A 22,558-nucleotide genomic window follows, 5' to 3' on the forward strand; every position below is an offset into this window, starting at 1 on the left:
ACTTCCTCCGTTCGAAAGATTATTCGCCCTTGGCGCCGCCATCGGCGAGGCCGACGACGAGCTTGCGCTGGACGAGCAGGTAGAAAAGGATGACCGGAACCGTCACCAGCACGGCGCCCGCAAGCAGCATGCCCCAGGAATAGATGTTGTCCTGGCCGATCCAGGTGGCGAGCCCCAGCGGCAAGGTCTTGTTCGTCTCGGAAGACACGAAGACCAGCGCGAAGAGGAACTCGTTCCAGGCATGGTTGAAGCTGAAGACGCCGACCGAGATGATGCCCGGCAGGGCGAGCGGCACCGTGACGCGCATCATCGCGCCGAGCCGCGTGCATCCGTCGATCATGGCGCTTTCCTCAAGGCTGACGGGGATCGCGTTGAAATACGAGCGCATGAACCAGAGAGCCAGCGGAAGCGTGAACGCCGTGTTGGCGATGATCAGCGAGATCAGCGTGTCGGCCATGCCGAGCTTGACCACGTAGATATAGAGCGGCAGCACGATCAGCACTTCCGGCAGCATGTAGCAGACGAGCGTCGCGTTGGAGAACGCGGCGATGCCGAAGAAGCGGAACCGGCTGAGGCTGTAGGCGCCGAGCCCGCCGATGACGAGCGACAGGAAGGTCGCACCGCAGGCGACGATCAGGCTGTTGGCGAAATAGGTGAGGAAGTTCGTCTGGACGAAGAGGTCGCGGTAGTTCTGCAGCGTCCATTCGTTCGGCAGAAAGGTCGGCGGCGTGGCGTAGAGCTCGCCGCCCGGCTTGAACGAGCAGATCAGCATCCAGAACAGCGGGAAGCCGATGACGCTGACGGCGGTGAAGGCCAGGAGATAGAGCATGACCCGCGAGGCGAGGTAATGCACGTCGGCGATTTCCCGGTTGCGTGGCAGCGACGCGACGCTGTTGGCGATGGCGGTCATTGGCGTGCCTCCGCTCTCTTGATGAAGTAGAAGTAGACGGCGAGCAGGCCGCACAGGATGGCCAGCGTGACGATCGCGATCGCCGCGGCGCGGCCGAACTCGAAATCCGAAAATGCCTTGAGATAGACGAGGATCGGAAGCGTCGTGGTCGCATCCAGCGGGCCGCCGCCGGTCATCAGGTAGATGATCTCGAACTTGTTGAAGGACCAGATGGTGCGCAAGAGCGCCGTCAGCAGGAAGACCGGCAGCACATAGGGCAGCGTGATCCGCCAGAACTGCTGGAAGTCCGAAGCCCCGTCGATCCTCGCCGCCTCGTACTGCTCCTGCGGGATGGATTGCAGAATACCGAGAATGGCGATGACGACGAAGGGGAAGAACTTCCAGACGCCGACCATGATGACCGAGGTCATCGCCAGCCCCTGGCTGTTCAGCCAGAGCAGCGGCTGGTCGGTGATGCCGAGATTGGTGAGGACGGCGTTCACGACGCCGACGATGTCGTGCAGCATGTAGCGCCATGTCAGCACGGCCACGACCGTCGGCACGAGATAGGGCGCAAGGATGATGGCCCGGGCGGCGCCGCGGAAGGCGAAGTTCTTGTTGAGCAGCAGCGCGAGACCGAGTCCCAGCAGCATTTCCAGCGCGACGCTGCCGAAGACCCAGACGAAGGTGTTCCAGAGCGCGGTGTAGAAGGCCGGCTCCGCGAAGACCCAGGCGAAGTTCTCGAACCCGATGAACGGGCCGTCGGTATCGCCCATGCCGACATCCTGCATGGTCGTGACGAAGACGGTGATGGTCGGCACGCCGGCGAGCAGCAGTAGCAGGAAGGCGCTCGGGGCAAGGGCGGCATAGGCGAGCAGGCGGTCGCCCGAGAGCGCGGCGCGATTGTCAGCCATTGGCCACTCTCCTCTTCTCCGTCGAGGGTTCGCAAGCGATCGCTTTGCCGCTCGCGGTGTCGAAGCGGCGCAGCTCGCGATCGGCGACGGCGAAGGTGACGTCGGTGTTGAGAAGCGGGCTGTAGGAGACGCTGGAAGGAATGCGGGCGATGACCTGGGTTTCCGGCAGATCGCCGGAAACCGCCCCGTAGAGCAGCCGGTCGCCTCCGAGATATTCGACCCGGTGCACGTTGAATGTGATCGGCGTGACGGCGACGTCGGCGGAAAAGCTCGCCTTGGGCAGGAAGTTCTCGGGCCGGAAGCCGAGCGTGACGTCGCCGGTCGCGACCAGGTTCATCGGCGGCGAGCCCATGAAGGTGGCGACGAACGTGTCGGCGGGATGGAGGTAGATCTCCTCCGGCGTGCCGACCTGGCGGACGGAGCCGCCCTGCATGACGACGATGCGGTCGCCGAGCCCCATGGCCTCGACCTGATCGTGCGTGACGTAGATCGACGTGACGCCGACCCGGTCCTGGAACTGGCGCAGCTCCTCGCGGGAGGAATGGCGCAGCTTGGCGTCGAGGTTCGAGAGCGGCTCGTCGAGCAGGAAGACGTCGGGATCGCGCACCAGCGAACGGGCAAGCGCCGTGCGCTGGCGCTCGCCGCCGGACATCTGGCGCGGCTTGCGCTTGAGCATGCGGGTGAGGCCGACCAGTTCGGCGGCCCAGCGCACCTTGTCGTCGACGAGCTTCCTGTCCGCCCCGCGCACCCGGAGCGGGAAGGCGATGTTCTCGTAGACCGTCAGATGCGGATAGAGGGCGTAGTTCTGGAACACCATCGCGATGTTCCGGTCCTTCGGCTGCAGGCGCGTGGCGCGGCGGTCGCCGATGAAGATGTCGCCATAGGTCGGCAGTTCCAGGCCCGCGATCATGCGCAGCAGCGTGCTCTTGCCACAGCCGGAAGGGCCGAGCAGCACGAGGAACTCCCCGTCGTTGACGGTCAGGCTGACGTCGGAAACCGCGGTATGATCGGCGAAGATCTTGCTGATCTGATTGATTTCAACTCGTGCCATGGCTCTCTCTCGCAATCTGTGACGGGGTCTGCAAACCGGCATCATCCATGATCCGGCGCGCCTGCTCCATGAGGGTGTGGTCGGCCTCTGCGATCCGCCGCCGGATATCGGCGACGCCGGCGAGATCGTTTTCGAGCTCCGCCTTGCGGCGGTCGAGCATCTCAGCCATGCGGATCGGGGCCGGGCCGCCGGTGACGGCGCGGGTCTTCAGGTTTTCGGTCGGGTCCAGCGCCTTCCTCACCTCGTCCTCGGAAATGCCGAGCGGATGGCCGAACAGGGCCTGCGACGCAGCGTCGAGATCGGCGGATGTGATATCCATCGCCGTATGATGCGCCTCGATCGCCTCGCGGACAACGCGGCCGACGATGTTGTGCGCCATGCGGAAGGACATGCCGGCCTCGCGCACGATGATGTCGGCAAGCTCGGTCGCCGTGCCGAAACCGATCTCGGCGAGATGGCGCATCACATCCGGCTTGACGGTGAGCGTGCGCAGCGCGCCCTCGAAGACGGTGAGCGCCCTCGCCGTCCGCTCCAGCATGTCCATCGTCGGCGCGTTGCCGGCGGTGACGCCGTCATTGACATCGGCAAGGGCAGTGTTCTTGGAGGCGGCGAGCACCGTGTTCAGCGTGCCGACCGCCATCGCGGCGACCGCCTTCACATGCTCCATCGCCTGCGGGTTCTTCTTCTGGGGCATGATGCTGGAGACGCTCGAATAGGCGTCGTCCAGTTCGAGCATGCCGAACTCCATCGTGTTCCAGGTCTGGATGTCGGTGGCGATCCGGGAGACGCCGGTCATCAGCACGGCAAGGGCGGCGGCCGTCTCCTGGAGGTCGTCGCGGATCGAGACGCCGTCATAACCGACCTCGACCAGCCGCGAGAAGCCCAGGAGGTTCGCCGTCATCTCGCGATCGATGGGAAAGCCCGTCGTCGACAGCGCCCCCGAGCCGAGCGGGCTGCGGTCGCAGCAGGCAAGGGCGTGCAAGAGGCGGCCGTAGTCGCGCTCCATCAGGTCGGCGGTCGCAAGCAGGTAGTAGCCGAACGAGATCGGCTGGGCGTGCTGCGAATGCGTGTAGCCCGGCATCACCGTCTCGATGTGCCGCCCGGACAGGTCGAGCAGGGTCCGCCGGAGGGTGCCGACGATGTCGAGCAGGTCGAGCAGCAGGCCGCGCAGCACCAGCCGCCAGGAGGTCGTGTGCAGGTCGTTGCGGCTGCGGCCGGTGTGCAGGCGCCCGCCGGTCTCCGGGCCGAGCGTCTCGACGATGTAGCGCTCGATATAGGAATAGAGGTCTTCCTGCTGGTAATCGATGGTCAGCGCCTTGACGCCGGTCGCCTTGAGGTCGAGCAGGACAGCGAGGATGCGGGCGATGTCCGCCTTGCCGACGATGCCGCGGTCGGCGAGCATAACGGCGTGGGCGAGGTGGACGCGCATTTCCGGCTCGAACTGGAAGCGGATCCCCGCGGCGACCGCCGGGCCGAAATAGGATTCCACCATGGCCGGTGCGGGCGGCGACTTGACGCGTTCGCGCAACGAGACGACCGGCGCCACCGGTTGTTCCTCTGACATATGCTTCTCCTGAAAAATGCGGTCCGCGTGTCCTTCACGCGGACCTTGTCTGGACGCTATTTCTTCTTCAGATCGTCCACGATGGCCTGCATGCGCTTCTGACCCCATGCAGCGGCAGCTGCCGGGTCCTCACCCTGCAGGACGACGCGCTGCACGACCTGGGCGGGAATATCCCGCGCAACGATCGAGCCGATATAGGGATTGACCACGCCGGAGCGGATGACCGCGCCGTCCTTGAACTGCGCGCCGGCCTCCGATTCGAAATCGAGCGCGTTGGAGGTGTCGAAGGCGATGCGGGAAATCTCCTCGCGGCCGCCGAGGGTCTGCGCCGCCCCCTGCGTGATGACCTCTTCCTGGACGCCCTTGAGCGGCGGGATGAGGTGGGGATGGACGGTGAGCGAGAAGTCCCGCAGGCGCTCGCCGGTGACGATGAACTTCAGGAACTTGCGCGCGGCCTCGATATTCTTCGAGCCGACCGCCTCCGAGGAAAGCGCGAAGCTGTTCGCGTTCACGAACTTGACCCCTACGCCGCTGGGGCCGACCGGCATGCTGCCGGCGACGGTGTTCTTCAGAAGATCGGGCGTGTTGGCGGCCGCAGTGGCGATGAGACGGGGCGCATAGATGTCGAGCCCGATCTTGCCCGTCAGGTAGACGTTGATCATGTCGCCGTAGGAATAGGAGCCGATGCCCCGCGGCGAGAATTTCGCGATGTCGCGCAGGAAGGTCAGCGCCTTGACCGTACCGGGATTGTCGAAGGTGACGTTGAGGTCCTTGTCGAAATAGGTGCCGCCGGCGCTCCAGATCATCTGCGACAGGAAGATCCCGGTCATGCGGTTCTTGCCGGCGGGGAACAGAAAGCCGAAATTGCCGTCCCCTCCCGTCAGCGCCTCGGCGCTCGCCAGAAGATCGTCCCAGGTCTTCGGGGTCGAGATGTTCCCGGCCTTGAGGAAATCCTCGCGCTGCCAGAGCACGCCGTAATTGCCGAGCGTATAGGGAACGTCGTAGATCTTGCCCTCGACGGGCACGAGCGAGCCTGAAACGTAGTCGTCGCGGCCGATCTCGTCGATCATGTCGTCAAGGGGGACGAGATAGCCTTTGCGGGCGAACTCGAAGCGCTCTTCCGGCAGGACCTTGAAGATCTCCGGCATGGTCTTGGTGTTGATCGAAGCGAGCACCTTCTGAAGCCGGCCATCGGTGCTGACGGCCTCCATCTCGATATGGATGCCGGGGTTCTCCGCCTCGAAGGCCTTGATCGCGTTGTTGAAGAACTCGATGCTCGGCGGGTCGGTTTCGTTGTGCAGAAAGCGGACGACCTGTTGTTGCGCCCAGGCGGTGCTGGACATCAGCAGCGCCGCCAGGCTGCCTCCAACGGTCAGATACATGCGTGTTCGGGCCATCATGCCATTCTCCTCCCAATGTTCCCAAGTGCACAACCTGTTTGTCGCAGGTCTCCTCCGTGCATGAAAGGCAAGGTATCGCGCTCCCTTGCCATCCGTCCACTACATGCTACCAATATCGGATATTCATTTTCCGTATAGGTGGGAAAGATGGAACTCGGCAGCCTCAGGATTTTCGTGCGCGCGGCGGAACTCGGCAGCTTCAGCAAGGCCGCCGTTTCCATGGGGCTGGCGCAGCCCTCGGTGAGCCGGACGATCGGCGACCTGGAACGGGAATGGGACGGTCCCCTCTTCTACCGGACCGGCAGGGGCGTAGCGCTGTCGGAGCTGGGCGAGGAAGCCCTGAAGAAGGCGCGTTTCCTGTTGCGTGAGGCGGACCAGGCGGCGGAAGACCTGAAGGCGTTCAGCCGCCTTCCGAGCGGCATCGTGTCGCTCGGCCTGCCGACCTCGCTCGTCGAGCCCATCATTCCCGAACTCGTCAACCAGCTACGCGTCCATACGCCCGGCATACGGCTGCAGGTCTATGAGGGTTTCAGCGATCAGGTCGAACGCTGGCTGTCGGAAGGGCTGATCGACATCGGCGCCTACAGCAAGTACCGCGAAGGCAGGATGGAGAACGGGCCGCTCCTCCTGGAATCCCGCCTGGTGCTCGCCGGGCCCAGAGAAGGCTGGACCCTGCCGGAGGAGATCGCCTTCGAACGGCTCGCAGACTTCGCCCTGGTCCTGCCGGCTCCGACGAACGGGCTGCGGATCATGGTGGATTCCGTCGCCCGGCGGCTGAAGGTCTCCCTCAACGTCATTGCCGACATCGATTCCACCGGCGGCCAGAAGGCCATGACCGCCCGGTGCGGCTGCTACATGGTGAAGGCGCCCCATACGATTTCCGAGGAGACGTCGAGGGGCCAGTTCGCCAGCAGCGTCATCCGCGAACCCTATATCAATCGCCACGTCGTCCTCGTGACCGGACAACAACGCCCCCTCAGCCGGGCGAGCCGCGAGGTCGCGACGCGCCTGACAGGCATCCTGCGGGAACTGTCCGGAAACCACGATGCGGCCAACTGACCCTTTGCCGCGCGCGGTCGCGGCAAAGGGAACCAGACGCACGAAAGCGTGGTCAGGCCGCGGTTTTCATCGCCGGGTCAGACCTCGTCGGCTCCGAGCGCCTTCAGCGCGGCGCGGGCGACATCGAAATCCTGCTCGCCCGTGCCGGACCCGACACCGATCGCCCCTGCGATGACGCCGCCGAAGCGGATGGGAAGCCCGCCCGGCAGATGGGTCACCCCGCCCTGCGAGGCGATGCCGGCGGCGAAGCCGAACTCCGCCGCCATGGCGCCGGTCGCGCCGTTGATGGAGGCGGCAGTCCGCGCCTTTGCGCGCGCGGTGTGCATGCTGAGATATTTCGCGCCGTCCATCCGGATGCTCGCGATGGTCTCACCGCTGGTATCGACGATGAAAATGCACTGTGGAACCTGGATTGCCTTCGCCCGCTCCACGGCAGCGAAAAGTGCGTCCAGTGCCGCGTCGGCGGTCAGCGAAATGGTGTTCCGGAATCTCGACATGGGGGCTCCTATTGATTATCCCACTTTAGGCAACAGGCCCCTCACCGCGTACCGGCCAAACCGGCATAGGACTTGATCCGTGCCGGAACATGTTCCCCCGGCCCTCCCCCGCGTTCGAGCAGCGGGATCCGCGACATAGGAGCGACTCTTGTCAGTGCCGATGCGCTCAAATAGATCTCCGCTGCTGCCCATCCCAATCTCGAATGCTGCATTAAGTTCGCTCAGCAGAGCGCGGCCCTGCCCTGCTTCATTTCCTTAACCGCGGAGTATACGCCTGAGCGCCAAAGAGCGAACTGCTTGACGCTGATGTGGTCATCCTTTCCGCTCGCCCGGAATCGCTCAAATTCCTGATTGTCCGAAAGAACGACACGGCCGCCGCGCGCCGCATCTTTGAGCAAATGGGCACTTTTCGTTGCTTAGTTTCCTTCGGCCCACGTTCCGATCAACATTGTCATGAAGCGCTCAGCGGCAGGCGAAAGCGTCCCACCGCGACGACGTACAATGCCGATCGTTCGTGAGATTTCGGGATTACGAATAGGTCTCGTGACGAGGAACGGGTGCTCTTCCTGTGGTGTGGCCAGTTTCGGCAGAACCGAAATTCCAAGTCCGGCTTCCACCAAACCAAGCGACGTCGAGAGATGCGTAACTTCATAGGACCAGCGCAGTTTCAGGTTCGATTTCGCCAATGCTGCGTCAAGAAGCGTACGGTTGCCGCTGGACCGGTGAACTGTGATCAGTTGATAGGGCGCCAGATCGCCCCACTGAAGCTCGCTCTTGGCCGCCAGCGGATGATCCTTGCGTGCCGCCAGCACAAACGGATCTTCGATGAGCCTGTCGAAGATGAGGTCGGGATCTGAAAAGCCCATGATATTGATACCGAACTCGACTTCCCCGCGGGCGACTGCCTGCAGACCGTCGGTGGCTGGCAGATCGAGAATGCGAAAACGAATATTGGGATACTCGGCGCTGAACTGCTTGATGACGGTCGGCAAAAAATAGAATGCAGCCGTCGGCAGGCATGCGATCGTCACAAGGCCGCTGCGCTGGGACCCGACATCGCGCACCGCAAAGAGCGACGTGTCGAACTCCTCCAGCATGCGCCGCACCAAGGGGATCAGCTCTGCACCAAGGGCCGTTGTCGAGACATGCCGCGTCGTGCGCTCGAGCAAAGGCGCCCCGATTGCCAACTCGAGCTTTTGAATCCGCCGACTGAGTGCCGGCTGGGAAAGATTGAGCGCTTCGGCAGCGCGGTGGAAGTTTTCCAGTTCGACGACCAACAGAAACGCGCGCAGATCCAATATTTCGCAATTAATGCTCATAACGCATCATTCCCTCTGATATTGACATTTCACATATCAATCGTTTTGCCGCTTACTGCAACAAAGAAGCTGATTGATATTTAAGTCACATCAGTATGCGGACACAACCATGAACGACCTGATTTCCATTCCCTGTGTTCTGATGCGAGGTGGCACCTCGAAAGGACCGTTCTTTCTGGCATCCGACCTTCCGTCGGATTCGCGTCAACGCGATGAGATTCTGCTTTCGGTCATGGGGTCCGGTCATCCTCTGCAGATTGACGGTATCGGCGGCGGCAACCCAGTCACCAGCAAGGTTGCCATCGTCGGCCCGGCAACCGTGTCCGATGCCGACGTGGATTATCTGTTCGCCCAGGTCCGCGTCGATCAGCAGTTCGTCGATATCTCACCGAACTGCGGAAATATGCTGGCGGCCGTCGGACCGTTCGCGATCGAGGCCGGCCTGGTCAAGGCGGCGACGGGCGTAACCCGCGTGCGCATCCACAACGTCAATACCGGCAAACTCATCGAAGCGGAGGTTCCGACCCCTGATGGCCGCGTTGCTTATATGGGAGATGCCTCGATCGACGGCGTGCCCGGCAATGCCGCGCCGATCGCGCTGACCTTCATGGACGCCGCCGGGGCACGCACTGGAAAGCTTTTTCCCACCGGCAACCCGCGTGACAGGATCGACGGCATTGATGTGACCTGCATCGATTGCGCAATGCCGATGATGCTGCTCGAGGCCGCCGCCCTCGGCGTTACGGGCAATGAATCGGCTGCCGAACTCAATGCCAATGGCGCCCTGCTGCAGCGGCTCGAAACCTTGCGGCTCGAAGCAGGCCGGCGCATGGGCATGGGCGATGTCGGCAATCAGGTGACGCCAAAACCGGTGCTGATCTCCAGGCCCAACAAGGGCGGCGATCTCGGCGTGCGCTATTTCATGCCGCACGAGTGCCACCCCTCTCTCGCGACGACCGGCGCCGTCGGGATTGCCACGGCTTGCATCAGCGACGGAACCGTCGCTGCGCAGTTGATCGGCGACCGCAAGCCGCCGGTCGTCCTCGTTCTGGAACATCCAAGCGGTCGTTTGGAAGTAAAACTGGATGACCGCGACGGCAAGACAATTGCCGGAATCCTGCGGACGGCCCGACGCCTCTTCGAGGGCCGGGTCTTTGCAAAACCTATCGTGCAAATGGTTTGCGCGGCATAATCGAAAGTGGTTGCCGGGAGGGCGCCACGCATCAGGGAGGAATACACATGCGTAAACTCATACTCGCCCTTGCGGCAACGGTCGCTTTCACCGGTGCGGCTTTGGCGGAACCCGTCCGCATCAGCGTCGGGTCCTACAACCTCAACAACCTGCCCTTCCCGGTCGCAGCTGGCCTGGGTCTCTACGAGAAGGAAGGTCTTGAGGTGACCGTCGAAAACTTCGCATCCGGCGGCTCCAAGACGCTGCAGGCGCTTGTTGCAGGCTCCACGGATATCGCTGTCGGCTTCTACGACCATACGATCCAGATGCAGTCGCAGAACAAGGCGGTCGTCGGCTTTGTCCAGCTTGCGCGCAATTCTGGTCTGGTTCTGGCCGGCGGGAAAAACGCATCGTTCGATCCGACCAAACCGGAAACGATCAAGGGTGCGAAGATCGGCATCACCGCACCGGGATCGTCTTCCGACTTCTTCGTGCGCTACTACCTGCAGCGCAACAATCTTTCGGCCGACGACATTTCGCTGATCGGCGTCGGTTCCGGCGCGGCCGCGGTCGCGGCGCTCGAGCAGGGGAAGGTCGACCTTCTGGTCAACTACGATCCCGCGGCGACCTTTATCGAGGCTAAGGGTGTCGGCAAGATTCTGATCGACGCCCGCAGTGACGAGGGTGCCAAGGAGATCTATGGCGGGATCTACCCGACCTCCGTCCTCTATGCGACGCAAGCCTATATCGATGAGAACCCGGAAACCATCCAGAAGGTCACGAACGCGACCGTCAAGGCACTGGCATGGATGAACACACACAGCGCCGAAGAGATCGTCGAAAAACTGCCGAAAGAATTCATTTCCGGCGATCGGGACACCTATGTGAAGGCCGTCCAGAATGCCAAACCGATTTTCTCGGTGGACGGCAAATTCAGCGAGGTCGACACACAGACGCCGTTGGCCGTTCTCAAGAGCTTCAACGAAAAGGTTGCTGCCGCGACAATCGATCTTTCCAAAACCTACACGAACGCTTTCGTGGACAAGGTGACGGATAAGACCATCAACTGATCCGAGGAGAAGGCCATGTCTTTGGCTATCGTAAACCCCATGCCCATCCCGAAGGGGCAGCAAAACGCAAAGTCTATGGTGTCGATCGACGCCGTGACGATGTCGTTTGGTTCCTATGTCGCGGTGCAGGACGTGAACATGACAGTTGCCGATGGCGAATTTCTCGCCATCGTCGGCCCGACCGGTTGCGGCAAGAGCACCATTTTGAACGCGATCGCAGGGCTTTTGAAACCCGCGAGTGGAATGGTGTCGATTGACGGAACGTCGGTAAAGGGCGTCCAGAACGACATCGGCTATCTCTTTCAGCAGGACGCGCTGCTGCCGTGGAAGACATCCATCGAGAATGTCGAACTCGGCCTCATGTTCAGGGGTGTTGCAGCGACCGAGCGCCGCGAGCGTTCGATGAGTTGGCTTGCCAAGGTCGGGCTGAAGGGCTTCGAACACCGCTATCCGCACCAACTGTCCGGTGGCCAGCGCAAACGAGTCCAGATGGCGCAAGCCCTGATTGCGGGGCCGAAGGTCATCCTGATGGATGAGCCCTTCTCCGCACTCGATATCCACACGCGGCACCTCATGCAGAATGAGTTGCTGCGTCTTTGGCAGGAAGAACGTCGCGCCGTGGTCATGATCACACACGACCTTGAAGAGGCAATCGCGCTCGGAGACCGCGTCGCGATACTGGCCGCCGGTCCTCGTTCGCGGGTTATCGAAAGTTTCCCGGTCGATCTCGAGCGCCCACGGGATGTGGCTGAGATCAAACTCGATCCGCGCTTTATGGATCTCTATCGCAATATCTGGGCTTCCCTGCGCGGCGAAGTGGAGAAAAGCTATGAACGTCGTGACTGAACGCATCATCCAGCTCGGCATGCTGGTTTTTATCCTCGGTGGCTGGCAGCTCGGCGTGACCGCCGGCTTCATCGACGTGTTCTTTTTCCCAGCGCCCCTCGATATCTTCAACCAGATCGTTAGCTGGATCGTTGACCCGGGCTTTTACAAACATGTCTCGATCACCCTGACGGAAACAGTGCTCGGTTACATCATCGGCACGGGTCTTGGTGTCGCCGCCGGTGTATGGCTCGGTCTCAGCCGTAGCGCGGCGCGGATCCTCGATCCGTTCATCAAGGGGCTCAACGCAATTCCACGCGTTGTGCTTGCACCGATTTTCGTTCTTTGGCTTGGGCTCGGCCTTTGGTCGAAGGTGGCGCTTGCGGTAACGCTTGTTTTCTTCATCACCTTCTTCAACGCCATGCAGGGCGTGCGCGAAGTGAACCCGGTGGTCCTCGCAAATGCAAGGATCCTCGGGGCCAAACGTTCCGACCTGTTGCGGCATGTGTACTTTCCCGCGGCGGCCAGCTGGATCCTGTCCTCCCTTCGTACTTCTGTCGGCTTCGCGGTGGTCGGCGCCATCATTGGCGAATATCTCGGCTCTTCTGCAGGGCTCGGTTACCTGATCGCGCAGGCGGAAGGCAACTTCGACGCGGTCGGCGTGTTTGCCGGCATCATCATCCTGGCCATGTTCGTGCTCATCATCGACCGCATTCTCGATGTTCTGGAAGGCCGGCTTATCAAGTGGCGACCGAACGCCGCCGAAGAAAGAGCGGCATAGCTGGCCGGAGACCAGCTTTCATGTGAGTTGGAATTGGGGTGCCACCACCGGCACCCCATTTTTTTTCGCCGGCCGAGCACCCTATCAACCCACCGCCCGGGAAGCTGTCATTCCGCCCCCGGCCGGAACCGCAATCCCTAGAGCATGTCTGGTTCAGACTGAACCAGACATGCTCTAGTTTCCTTTGTTTTCGTTTGTCTTTTCGGGAAAACCGGTTCCCACTTTTCCCTGACAAACTCTAGATCCAGCTTTCCAGGCGTGTGTTCATGACCAGCTCGGCGACCGAGGCGGTGTTGGGCAGGCTCATTAAAAAGCTGACCGTATCGCCGATCGTCTCGGGCGGAATACGATTGGCCGATGCCACCACACCCGGGACCGAGGCCACCAGCTGCGTATCCACGGCGCCCGGGCAGAGCGCCGTCACGCGCACGCCATGCTCCCATCCAGCGAACTTCGCGGCATGCGTCAGCGCCATTACCGCATGCTTCGTCATGGCATAGGCAACCGACACGCCGTCGCGATAACGCTTGCCGTCAGTAGACGCGACGTTGATGATGCGGCCGTGTCCCGTCCTTTCAAGATGCGGCAGAGCGAGCCGGATGAGGCGGAACGGTCCTTTGACATTGACCGCCCACATCTCGTCGAGAATGGATTCATCCCCCGAACGCAAATCGATGGGGCGCAGGATACCGGCATTGTTGATCAATCCGTCGAGCCTGCCGAAGCGCTCGATCGTCGCATCGAGCCAGGACGCCGCATCCTCCGGTTTGCTTGCATCGAATTTGGCGGCAAGGGTGCACAAAGGGTCGAAGTCCTTCAATGCGTCGGGATTGCGCACGCCGAGCGACAGACGATAGCCATCCTCCTGAAGGCGTTTGGCGATGGCGAGGCCAATCCCGCGCGAGGCGCCTGAAATCATCACGACCCTGCCCTCGGGCGATAACGAGCGGGTTGAACTCACAGTCTCCACCATCAGAAGATCCCCTGATAAACGCCGCCGTCATTGACAATATTCTGGCCCGTCATGTAGCCGGCATTGGCGCCGCAGAGGAAAGCAATCAGATCGCCGCATTCCCGCGGAGAAGCGAAGCGACCGGCGGGCGTCATCTTCAGCCGGTCGGCGACGATCGCCTCATAGGTCGTACCGCCGCGTTCGGCATGTCCGTGCAGGTTCGTCTGCAGCGCGTCGGTGTCGAAGAAACCCGGCAATACGCTGTTGATCACGACGTTGTGCGCCACGAGTTCGCGCACCATCGAGGCGATCGCACCGGAGAGAGCGACGCGGGCCGCATGGCTATGGGCGAAGTTCACCTGCGGAAACTTGATGTTGCTGACCGAGATATTGACGACGCGGCCGAATTTACGGTCGCACATGCCGGGCACGATCTTCTGGATAAGCTCGAGCGAAGAAAAGCAATGCGCTTCGAACCAATGGTCCCAATCGCTGCGGGACAATGTGCGAAAGTCCGCCGGCGTCTGGCGCACGCCCGGATTGGTGACGAGGATGTCGGGATCCGGGCAGCCGGCCAGCACCTCCGCCCTGCCCTCCGGCGTGGTCACATCCGCCGCGACATAGCGGGCGTCGATGCCGAATTGTTCGGAAAGTCTGTCGGCCGCGGCTTTCAGCGCATTCGCGCCACGCGCCACCAGCGTCAAAGATGCACCCTCGAGCGCCAGCGCTTCCGCCGCAGCATGGCCGAGGCCCTTGCTGCCGCCGCAGATCAGCGCATGCCGTCCCCTGATCCCCAGATCCATCGCATACCTCCATGTTGTGAATGCCAGCGACGGAATTCCGCCGCTGGCGACGCTGCGCGGGAATTACGGTGCGAAGGAACCGGCGAGCAGACGCGGCGGTACCCGGAAGCGGCCCGCGACATCCTTGAGCTGCTCGCGCTCGGTAATGACTTCGGCCGAGCTTCCGGACACCAGAACGGTCGCCGGCAGGAGCTGGGCATTATAGCGCGCCGCAGAGGATTCCGTGTAACCGCCGGCATCGAGAAAGGCGACGAAATCGCCGCGGTTCAGCACCGGCATCTTGCGATGCGGGCCGATTTCATCCGAATTGCAGAGCGGCCCGACGAGATCGACGGTTTCCGCTGCCGCAGCCCCGGCATTCCTGACCGGGACCGCATGATAATACCAGTCGAGAACGGCTGCCCAGGATAGATGGTTGGTCGAAAGATCGAGATTGACCCACTTCTTCGATGTGCCTGTTTTCACCGCACCGACCCTGCCGACGGCGACGCCCGCGGGACCGGAAAGGGCGCGTCCCGGCTCCAGCCGCAGCTTCGGCAAGGGAAGACCGAACTTCTCGGCCTCTTCCTTGATCGCAGCCGTGCAAAGACGGGCGTAATCGTCAGGCGTCGGAGCATCGGGACCGTCGAGCTGGCTGTTCGGGCCGGTGCCGTACCATTTGCCGAACGTCCAGCCGCCGCCGATGTCGATGCAGGGTGGCGTCCAGCCGGTGTTGTCGCGGATATAGCCCGACCACGTGATCATTTCGCGCGCCATGACGGCGAATGCGGCGGGATCGTTGGACATACGACTAAGGTGGAAATGGGTTTCCTTCAGGCGAATACCTGGCATTGATTTCGCCCGGTTGACGATCTCGACCGTCTGTTCGCGGCTCATGCCCCATTTGGTGCTGTCGCTCTGCTGCTTCAGCGTGCCGGGACCGTGCATAGCAACGCCCGTACGGTCGCGCAGCGGTTCAAGATCGAGCTTCAGGCGGATGCCGATATCGACCTCGCAGCCGAGGCGTGTGGCGATTTCGGCAATGCGGTCCAGCTCGTCCATGGCATCGATATTGATGCACAGACCGTTGGCAATCGCCATTTCCAGTTCTTCGTCCTGCTTGTTGGAGCCGTTGAGCACCAGGCTCTTCGGATTGGTGCCGGCAAGCAGCGCCATATACATCTCCTGAGCGCCGAAGCAATCGCCGCCGGCACCTTCCTGGTTCATGATGTGGCGAATGGCGAGACCGTTGTTGGATTTGTTGGCGAAGAGGATCTCGGTTTCGGGATAGTATTTCTGGAACGCGTCGCGGAAGGCGCGGTAGTTATGGCGCAGCTGATTTTCCGAGATGATATAGAGCGGCGTACCGTAGGTCTCGGCGAGCACCTGCACATCGCAGCCATCGACGAAGAGGTTGCCGTTGGGTCCGATGCCGATGAACTCGCCAAATGTGGTGCTGTAGGCGACCGGCTTCAGTTCCGGCGCGCGAAGCTTTGCATGAGCCATGATGATCTCCTTGTTCGAATGTTCAACTAGAGCAGGCCGAGTTGCTTCAGGCCCTGTTCAAGGCCTTCGAGGGGAGCGCCTTCCAGCGCCCTGAGCGGCCGGCGCGGCACGCCGCCGCCGGGAAGGCCCATCATGTCCATGGCCGCCTTGGTTGCGGGATAGAGCGTGCGGCCGCCGGACGTGCAGAGATCGGTCAGCCGACGCCCCATCGCCTGTACCTCTGCCGCCTTGGCGGCGTCGCCGCGCTTCGGCGCGAAATAGAGATCGAGCCCGCCGACAGGCCACATGTTCGGGAAGCAATCGACCGTGCCGTCAGCACCGAGATCGACGGCGGGCACGCCGAAGACCGAGGATGGTCCACAGAAGACGCGCAGCTTGTTGCGCACAGCAAGAAAGGTCGAATAATAGTTGTTCCAGTCGCCCGAACTTTCCTTGACGGCCACGACCTTGTCGAGATCGGCAAGACGGGCGACCAGTGACGGCAGAAGTGCATTCACGGCATTGCCGGGGATGTTGTAGACGGCAAGCGGGAGGCCGACGCGCGCGTCGACATCTTTGTAATGCGCGAAAATCTCGTCGTCGGTGAGCTTGACGAAATAGGGGGGCACCAGCAGCGCGCCGTCGACTCCGGCCTTTTCGGCCGCATTGGTCAGGTCGACCGTTTCATCGACCGTCACGGCGCCCGTACCGACGATCAGCGTGCCTTTGCCCTTCATGACTTCGGCCGAAATCGCATAGAGCCGCTTGCGCTCGGCATTGCTGAGCGCCCAGAATTCGCCGGTGCAGCCGCCGGCGACGATGCCGGTGGCGCCTTCCTTCAACATGCGTTCGACATTGCCGGCAAAGGCCTTCTCGTCGATCGCGCCGTCCTTGGTGAAAGGCGTGGTGACGGCGGGCAGCGGCCCTGTCCAGTTGACGCTGTTTCTATCCATTGTCCGTGTCCCTCGCTTACTTCCAGAGCTTTTCGCGTACCAGTTCGTCCATCACGGCATCGACTGCCTGCCTCGTCTTCGCGACCACTTCCTCGATCTCGGCCTTGGAGATGATGAAGGGCGGCGAGAAGGAAATCGTGTCGGCATGCGGCAATGCGCGGGTGATGATGCCGCGGTCACGCGCCTGCTTGACGATGCGCGCGGCGATCTTCAGCGTCGGATCGAATTTTGTCATCGGGTTCCTTGTCGCCACGAATTCCAGCGCGGCGATCAATTTCTGACCGCGAATTTCGCCGACAAGCGGATGATCCCCGAACGCGGCCTGCAGTTGTTCATGGAGAAAGTCGCCGGTCTCGGCCGCCTTTTGGATCAGCCCGCCATCCTCGATCAGCTGCAGGTTTGCAAGGGCTGCGGCCGCCGCGAGTGGATGAGCCGAATAGGTATAGCCATGGCCGAAAGCGCCGAATTTTGCCTGGCCATCGACGATGGTCCGCCAGACCTTTTCCGAAACGATGCAGCCGGACAGCGGGATATAGGCCGAGGTGATGCCCTTGGCGACCGTGATGAGGTCCGGCTTCATGCCGACGACGGTCGAGCCGAACCACTCGCCGAGGCGGCCGAAACCGGAGATGACCTCATCCGCGATCAGCAGTATCTCGTATTTGGTCAGGATCGCCTGGATGGCGTCGTAATAGCCCGGCGGCGGCACGATCACGCCGCCGGCACCCATCACCGGCTCCATGATCATCGCACCGATCGTATCGGCACCTTCGGCCAGGATCAGCTGTTCGAGATCATTGGCGAGCCTGGCGACGAAATCGGCATCGCTCATGCCGGCCTCGGCTTCCCAAAGCCGGTAAGGCGGCGAGGTGTGCTTGACGAAAGGCAGCGGCAGGTCGAAGCCCGAATGCAGCGAAGCCATGCCGGTGAGGCTGCCGGAGACGATGGTCACGCCATGATAACCGCGCTGACGGGCAATGATCTTCTTCTTCTGCGGCATGCCGCGCGAATTCCAGTAGTACCAGACGATCTTGACCTGGGTGTCGTTGGCGTCTGAGCCCGATTGGCCGAAGAACACCTTCGACATGCTTTCCGGCGCCTTGCTGATCACCTTTTCGGCAAGCAACACCGGCGCTTCGGTGCCCCAGGACGAGAAGGAGTGGAAATAGGGAAGCGTCACCGCCTGCTCGTGAATGACGTCGGCGATTTCCTTGCGGCCGTAGCCGACATTGACGCACCAGAGGCCGGCCATGGCATCGATATACTGATTGCCATGGTTGTCCTCCAGGCGAACGCCCTCGCCCTTGACGATGACGGACGGGCCGTTCTTCTCGTGGTCGGCCAGCGCCGTGAACGGATGGAAGAGATATTTCTTATCGAGTTCTTCGATATCGGGCGCATTGCGCAGAATGGAGTTCATCGCTGGTCTCCTGAAAGCCGTTATGCCTGTGTGTCTGAATTGAGCCTTTGACCACTGCCGTGATCGAAGAAATGCAACCGGTCCCGGCGCAGATCGAAATGCACCGTTTCGCCGCTCCTAAGCGGCGTATCGCCGGCCGCGCGAACGATGGCTTGGCGCCCGTCGATGTCCAGCGTGACGATCGATTCATGCCCTGTCGGCTCCACCAGCCGGATTGTGGCGGTGCCATCGCCACTGCCGAGGATGATGTTCTCAGGGCGAATGCCGAGCGTGATGCGCGGGGTGCCGGATGGGCGGCGGGCCAGCAACGCTTCGGGAATATCGAACAAGGTCGAACCGAGCTTCAGCTTCAATCCGTTCTCTGCCAATAACTCCGCCTCCACCAGTGTCATCGACGGCGTGCCGATGAAGGAGGCGACGAACGTGTTGACCGGGCGGTTGTAGATTTCCGAGGGCGTGCCGAACTGCTGCAGATTACCGCCATGCATGACGGCGATCCGCGTCGACATGGTCATCGCCTCGAGCTGGTCGTGAGTGACATAGACCATTGTCCTGCCGAGCCGGCGGTGCAGCTCGATCAGCTCGCTGCGCATATGCGCGCGAAGCTTGGCGTCGAGGTTGGAAAGCGGCTCGTCCAGCAGGAACACCTTGGGATCGCGCACAAGCGCGCGGCCGAGCGCGACACGCTGCTGCTGGCCGCCCGACAATTGCTTCGGCTTGCGCTCCAACAGAGGTCCGAGCTGCAGAAGGTCGGACACGGCCTTGATCCGTGCCGGATGTTCGGATTTCGGAACGCCGCGCTTCTTCAAGGGGTAGGCGATATTCTGGCTGACGCTCATATGCGGATAGAGCGCGTAGGACTGGAACACCATGGCGATATCACGTTCGCCGGGCGCGACATTGTTGACCGGCCGCTCGCCGATGCGAATCTGGCCGCCTGTCGGCTGTTCGAGGCCGGCCAGCATGCGCAGTGTCGTCGTCTTGCCGCAGCCGGACGGACCGAGCAGCGAGACGAATTCGCCGGAAGCGATTTCAAGGTTGAGGTCGGGAATTGCGACCACCGGCCCGAATACCTTCTGAACCTTATCGAAAACCACATTTACCAAATGTCTGTCCTTTGCCGCTCAACCTTTCACGCCGCCGGCACCGAAGCCGCGGGTGAGATAGCTCTGCAGGAATGCGAAGATGATGATGAGGGGAATGCTCATCATGACGGATGCCGCCATCAGCAACGACCAGTCGATGTTGAAGGAAGTAATCAGCATGTTCATGACGCCCGTCGTCAACGGCCGCGACTGGTCGGAATTCACCAGCACGAGGGCATAGAGATATTCGTTCCAAGCCAGGATGAAGGTGAAAAGCGCCGTCGAAATGATGCCCGGCAAGGCCTGCGGCAGGATCACGTCGACGAAGGCGCCCATGCGGCTCGCACCATCGACGAGTGCCGCCGATTCCAGATCTTCGGGAATGCCGGCCATAAACGAGCGCAACAGCCAGAGCGCATAAGGCAGGGAAAAGGTCGTATAGGCGACGACGAGGCTGGCGAGCGTATTGGAGATCCCGATCTTCACCATCATCAGGTAAAGCGGAATGAGCAGAACCACCGACGGCAGGAGATAGGTGAACAGTACCATGCCGGCTAACGTCTCGCGTCCACGATACTTGAAGCGCACCAGACTATAGGCGCCGAGCGCACCGACGATGATGACGAGCACGGTGGTTGCCGTCGCAAGAATCATCGAATTGGCGAAGTAGCGCAGAAACGGCGTCTTCTGCAGCAGGATTGCATAATGCTCGAACGTCACCTGCTGCGGCAGGATGCTTGGCGGGATCTTGAACAGCTCGTTTTGCGGCTTGATCGAAGTCAGCACCATCCAGATCAGCGGAAAGGCGATGACCAGCACCAGCGACCAGGTGACGAGATTGGTGATGATATAGGACAGGCGGCTCTGCTGGTTCATTGTGCGCCCTTGCGTGCCTGAAACAGGTAAATGAGCATGAAGACCAGCATCAAGATCATCATCGCGACAGCATAGGTCGCGGCCATTCCCATCTGGTTGAGGCTGAAGGCCTGCTGATAGACGATGAGCGGCAATGTGCGGGTGTTGTCGACCGGCCCGCCGCCGGTCAGCAGATAGATCAGGTCGAACTCCTTGAAGTCCCAGATGATGCGCAGCAGGATCACGATCGAGAGGACATCGCGCAGCTGAGGCAGGGTCACGTCGAAGAAACGGCTGATGGCGCCGGCGCCATCGATCTTGGCGGCTTCATAGAGATGTTCAGGGATCGTCTGCAGACGGGCGAGAACGGCGATGACCACGAAGGGAAAGAATTTCCACGCTCCGACGGTAATGACCGAGAGCATTGAATTCGGCATCTTACCCAGCCAGTCGACCGGCATGTCGATGATGCCCATCATCAACAAGAGATGGTTGAGGATGCCATAGAGATCGTTGAACAGCCAACGCCAGACGAGAACGGCAACGACTGTCGAAATGAAATAGGGAAAGAGCACCAGGCTGCGCGCGAGCGAGCGGAACAGGATGTTCTGGTTTAGCAGCATCGCCATGCCGACCCCGAAGAGGATCTGCAGGAAAAGCGTGCCTGCGGTCCAGAGCACCGTCGTCCAGAGCGCGAACCAGAAATACTTGCCGCTGAGGATCGCGGCGTAATTGCCGAGACCAACCCAGCTGCCCTTCAGCGTCGGCGTGTAGATCGAAAAGAACGAGAGGTAGATCGCCGAAACCAGCGGGTAGACGATAACTGCCGTCAGAATCAGCACGGTCGGCGCGATCAGCGCCATGCCGATCAGGCTGTAGCGCTTCTCGAGCGTCATTCGATTTTCCTGTATCGCCGCCAATGCAATCATCCGCTTCTGTCAAAAAAGATCGCGGCGGGCGCCGCCAGGGCGTCCCGCCGGGGATTGCTCGATCAGGCCTTCATGATCGCTTCGATCTTGCCGGCGATTTCCTTGACGGTTGCCTTGGCGTCTTCGCCGTTCAGCACGACGCGCTGAACAAGTTCGGCAATCGTATTGCTGCCAATGATGTCATTGGCCTTGACGTTGGCCTTCCAGCCGTCTTCCTCGTAGCCCAGGTTCTTGCCGGCCGCGGCCGCCTGCGACATGAGTTCGACTTCCTTCGGATATTTCCTGATGATCGGGTTATCGAGATAAGCCGGATCCTCGGCGATGGTCTTGAGCACGGGCAGGACGTGGCCCGGTGCGGCGTGCAGCTGCGGAATGTAGCCCTTCGGCTCGAACAGGAAGGCCGCGAATTTCTTCGTGACGTCCATGTTGGAGGCGTCCTTGGGGATGAAGACCGAGGGGAAGTCGTTGAACGTCCACGGCTTCACATCCTTGGAAATCGTCGGATAGACCGCGCAGGTGACGGAATCGGCGATATCAGGGTTCTGCGCCGTGACATTGGCGAGCACGCGGCCGGCATAGATGCCTGTTGCCGTGGCGCCGGAGACGAAGGCCGTCAGGCTTTCGCCCCAGCTATAGTTCGTGGCGCCGGGCGGGCAGAATTCGCGCATCGACTTATAGAATTCGAGCGCCTTGTAGGTGCCGTCGCTATCGAGCTCGATATCCAGGTCCTTGGAGAAGATTTGGCCGCCGGCGCGGTGAATGAAGCCGATGAAGATCAACGACGTCATCGAATTCAGACCGTAGGGCAGAGGCGCACCATAGATGCCGCCCGTCTGCATTTTCTTCGCGGCATCGCGCAGCTCGTCCCAGGTTTCCGGGACCTTGTCGATCCCGGCTTTCTGCATCAGATCCTTGCGCAGCCACAGCATGTCGGCAGCGGTGTTGCCGATTGGCGTGCCGCAATAATGGCCGTCGGCCGTCTTGTAGACGTCGTTGGCACCCGGAAAATAATTGGCTTCGCCGACCGCCTTGATGACGTCGTCCATCGGCTCGAGCAGGCCTTGGCCATAATAGTTCTGCGCCGCGAAGGACGGCAGATGCGTCAGCACGTTCGGAACCTGCTTTGCGGAGAATGCTGCCGCGAGCTGTGCCGGATAGCCTTCGTCCGAGGTCGCCTCGAACAGGATCTTGACGCCGGGATTGGCGGCCTCGAAGGCGGCGATCTGGGAATTATACATGGCGAGCTGATCGGGCGACGCCTGCGGCGACCACCAGCGAATCGTGACCTCGTCCGCCGCCCCAGCGGAGCGAACAAGATCTGGCGCCAGCCCCGCAAGGCCCGCAGCACCGATGCCCTGCAGCACATGCCGGCGCGAGACGCCGGTCTTTGCCATATTGATCAAAGACGTGGAAATTTTTGACATAAGCACTCCCCTATTTTATTTAGCGCAAATTCGTAATGCGTACATCTGTGCGCAAATATGAACAGCAATTCATTTCCGTGACAAGAGCCATTTGCGATTTTGGCGACAAAACCGGTATTTTCCCGCCATCCAT

Annotated in this window: 21 protein-coding genes; 5 read left to right on the plus strand and 16 right to left on the minus strand. The window is 61.4% G+C overall.

The window, feature by feature from the left end; all coding sequences use genetic code 11:
* Positions 1 to 19 precede the first annotated feature (19 nt).
* The 5 genes from VGN93_RS10775 to VGN93_RS10795 are packed head-to-tail and all read right to left on the minus strand — an operon-like array spanning position 20 to position 5,818.
* The gene (locus VGN93_RS10775; protein ID WP_327507516.1) at positions 20 to 910 is read right to left on the minus strand and encodes a carbohydrate ABC transporter permease; all 891 of its coding nucleotides are present in this window, start codon (positions 908 to 910) and stop codon (positions 20 to 22) included.
* The gene (locus tag VGN93_RS10780; protein ID WP_327507517.1) at positions 907 to 1,803 is read right to left on the minus strand and encodes a sugar ABC transporter permease; all 897 of its coding nucleotides are present in this window, start codon (positions 1,801 to 1,803) and stop codon (positions 907 to 909) included. Before VGN93_RS10780 ends, VGN93_RS10775 begins: the two co-directional genes overlap by 4 nt.
* Positions 1,796 to 2,854: an ABC transporter ATP-binding protein gene (locus VGN93_RS10785; RefSeq protein ID WP_319316822.1), complete on the minus strand. Its 1,059-nt coding sequence runs from the start codon at positions 2,852 to 2,854 to the stop codon at positions 1,796 to 1,798. Before VGN93_RS10785 ends, VGN93_RS10780 begins: the two co-directional genes overlap by 8 nt.
* On the minus strand, positions 2,841 to 4,418 hold the full coding sequence (argH, locus tag VGN93_RS10790; RefSeq protein ID WP_327507518.1) for an argininosuccinate lyase: 1,578 nt from the start codon (positions 4,416 to 4,418) through the stop codon (positions 2,841 to 2,843). The genes VGN93_RS10785 and argH overlap by 14 nt, the downstream gene beginning before the upstream one ends.
* A 56-nt stretch (positions 4,419 to 4,474) precedes the next feature.
* Positions 4,475 to 5,818 carry a sugar ABC transporter substrate-binding protein gene (locus tag VGN93_RS10795; RefSeq protein ID WP_319316830.1) on the minus strand — a complete coding sequence of 448 codons (1,344 nt, stop codon included), beginning with the start codon at positions 5,816 to 5,818 and terminating at the stop codon, positions 4,475 to 4,477.
* 147 nt (positions 5,819 to 5,965) lie between these two features.
* Between VGN93_RS10795 and VGN93_RS10800 the strand changes: the two genes are divergently transcribed.
* Entirely contained in the window at positions 5,966 to 6,877 is a 912-nt protein-coding gene (locus VGN93_RS10800) for a LysR family transcriptional regulator (RefSeq protein WP_319316833.1), read from the plus strand.
* A 77-nt stretch (positions 6,878 to 6,954) separates the two neighbouring features.
* On the opposite strand, the gene VGN93_RS10805 is transcribed toward VGN93_RS10800, so the two are convergent.
* Complete coding sequence (locus VGN93_RS10805; protein WP_319316836.1) at positions 6,955 to 7,374, minus strand: heme-binding protein; 420 nt, start codon at positions 7,372 to 7,374, stop codon at positions 6,955 to 6,957.
* A gap of 416 nt (positions 7,375 to 7,790) precedes the next feature.
* Positions 7,791 to 8,693: a LysR family transcriptional regulator gene (locus VGN93_RS10810; protein WP_327507519.1), complete on the minus strand. Its 903-nt coding sequence runs from the start codon at positions 8,691 to 8,693 to the stop codon at positions 7,791 to 7,793.
* A gap of 109 nt (positions 8,694 to 8,802) precedes the next feature.
* Between VGN93_RS10810 and VGN93_RS10815 the strand changes: the two genes are divergently transcribed.
* Genes VGN93_RS10815 through VGN93_RS10830 form a run of 4 tightly spaced genes read left to right on the plus strand, consistent with a single transcriptional unit; the run spans position 8,803 to position 12,540 of the window.
* Complete coding sequence (locus tag VGN93_RS10815) at positions 8,803 to 9,885, plus strand: 4-oxalomesaconate tautomerase (protein ID WP_319316842.1); 1,083 nt, start codon at positions 8,803 to 8,805, stop codon at positions 9,883 to 9,885.
* Positions 9,886 to 9,932: 47 nt separating this feature from the next.
* On the plus strand, positions 9,933 to 10,934 hold the full coding sequence (locus tag VGN93_RS10820; RefSeq protein WP_319316845.1) for an ABC transporter substrate-binding protein: 1,002 nt from the start codon (positions 9,933 to 9,935) through the stop codon (positions 10,932 to 10,934).
* 15 nt (positions 10,935 to 10,949) lie between these two features.
* Entirely contained in the window at positions 10,950 to 11,780 is an 831-nt protein-coding gene (locus tag VGN93_RS10825) for an ABC transporter ATP-binding protein (RefSeq protein WP_414714079.1), read from the plus strand.
* Positions 11,764 to 12,540, plus strand: a complete 777-nt coding sequence (locus VGN93_RS10830; RefSeq protein ID WP_112849371.1) for an ABC transporter permease — start codon at positions 11,764 to 11,766, stop codon at positions 12,538 to 12,540. Before VGN93_RS10825 ends, VGN93_RS10830 begins: the two co-directional genes overlap by 17 nt.
* Before the next feature lie 238 nt (positions 12,541 to 12,778).
* Here the strand turns inward: VGN93_RS10830 and VGN93_RS10835 are convergent, their stop codons facing one another.
* From VGN93_RS10835 to VGN93_RS10875, 9 genes are all read right to left on the minus strand, one after another.
* Positions 12,779 to 13,513, minus strand: coding sequence for an SDR family NAD(P)-dependent oxidoreductase (locus VGN93_RS10835; RefSeq protein WP_319316853.1), 735 nt, complete (start codon positions 13,511 to 13,513; stop codon positions 12,779 to 12,781).
* Positions 13,513 to 14,295, minus strand: a complete 783-nt coding sequence (locus tag VGN93_RS10840) for an SDR family oxidoreductase (protein ID WP_327507521.1) — start codon at positions 14,293 to 14,295, stop codon at positions 13,513 to 13,515. The genes VGN93_RS10835 and VGN93_RS10840 overlap by 1 nt, the downstream gene beginning before the upstream one ends.
* Before the next feature lie 63 nt (positions 14,296 to 14,358).
* Complete coding sequence (locus VGN93_RS10845; protein WP_327507522.1) at positions 14,359 to 15,780, minus strand: diaminopimelate decarboxylase family protein; 1,422 nt, start codon at positions 15,778 to 15,780, stop codon at positions 14,359 to 14,361.
* Between the two features lie 26 nt (positions 15,781 to 15,806).
* Positions 15,807 to 16,712, minus strand: coding sequence for a dihydrodipicolinate synthase family protein (locus tag VGN93_RS10850; protein ID WP_327507523.1), 906 nt, complete (start codon positions 16,710 to 16,712; stop codon positions 15,807 to 15,809).
* Between the two features lie 16 nt (positions 16,713 to 16,728).
* The gene (locus VGN93_RS10855) at positions 16,729 to 18,132 is read right to left on the minus strand and encodes an aminotransferase (RefSeq protein ID WP_327507524.1); all 1,404 of its coding nucleotides are present in this window, start codon (positions 18,130 to 18,132) and stop codon (positions 16,729 to 16,731) included.
* 20 nt (positions 18,133 to 18,152) lie between these two features.
* Positions 18,153 to 19,229: an ABC transporter ATP-binding protein gene (locus VGN93_RS10860; RefSeq protein WP_327507592.1), complete on the minus strand. Its 1,077-nt coding sequence runs from the start codon at positions 19,227 to 19,229 to the stop codon at positions 18,153 to 18,155.
* Positions 19,230 to 19,256: 27 nt separating this feature from the next.
* Positions 19,257 to 20,093, minus strand: a complete 837-nt coding sequence (locus tag VGN93_RS10865; protein WP_327507526.1) for a carbohydrate ABC transporter permease — start codon at positions 20,091 to 20,093, stop codon at positions 19,257 to 19,259.
* Positions 20,090 to 20,968 (minus strand): sugar ABC transporter permease, encoded by an 879-nt coding sequence (locus VGN93_RS10870; protein ID WP_319316872.1) that lies wholly within the window; start codon positions 20,966 to 20,968, stop codon positions 20,090 to 20,092. The genes VGN93_RS10865 and VGN93_RS10870 overlap by 4 nt, the downstream gene beginning before the upstream one ends.
* 95 nt (positions 20,969 to 21,063) lie before the next feature.
* Complete coding sequence (locus VGN93_RS10875; protein WP_327507527.1) at positions 21,064 to 22,425, minus strand: ABC transporter substrate-binding protein; 1,362 nt, start codon at positions 22,423 to 22,425, stop codon at positions 21,064 to 21,066.
* Positions 22,426 to 22,558 lie beyond the last annotated feature (133 nt).

Origin of the sequence: Shinella sp. (assembly GCF_035998705.1) — a bacterium.
Taxonomy (GTDB): Bacteria; Pseudomonadota; Alphaproteobacteria; order Rhizobiales; family Rhizobiaceae; genus Shinella.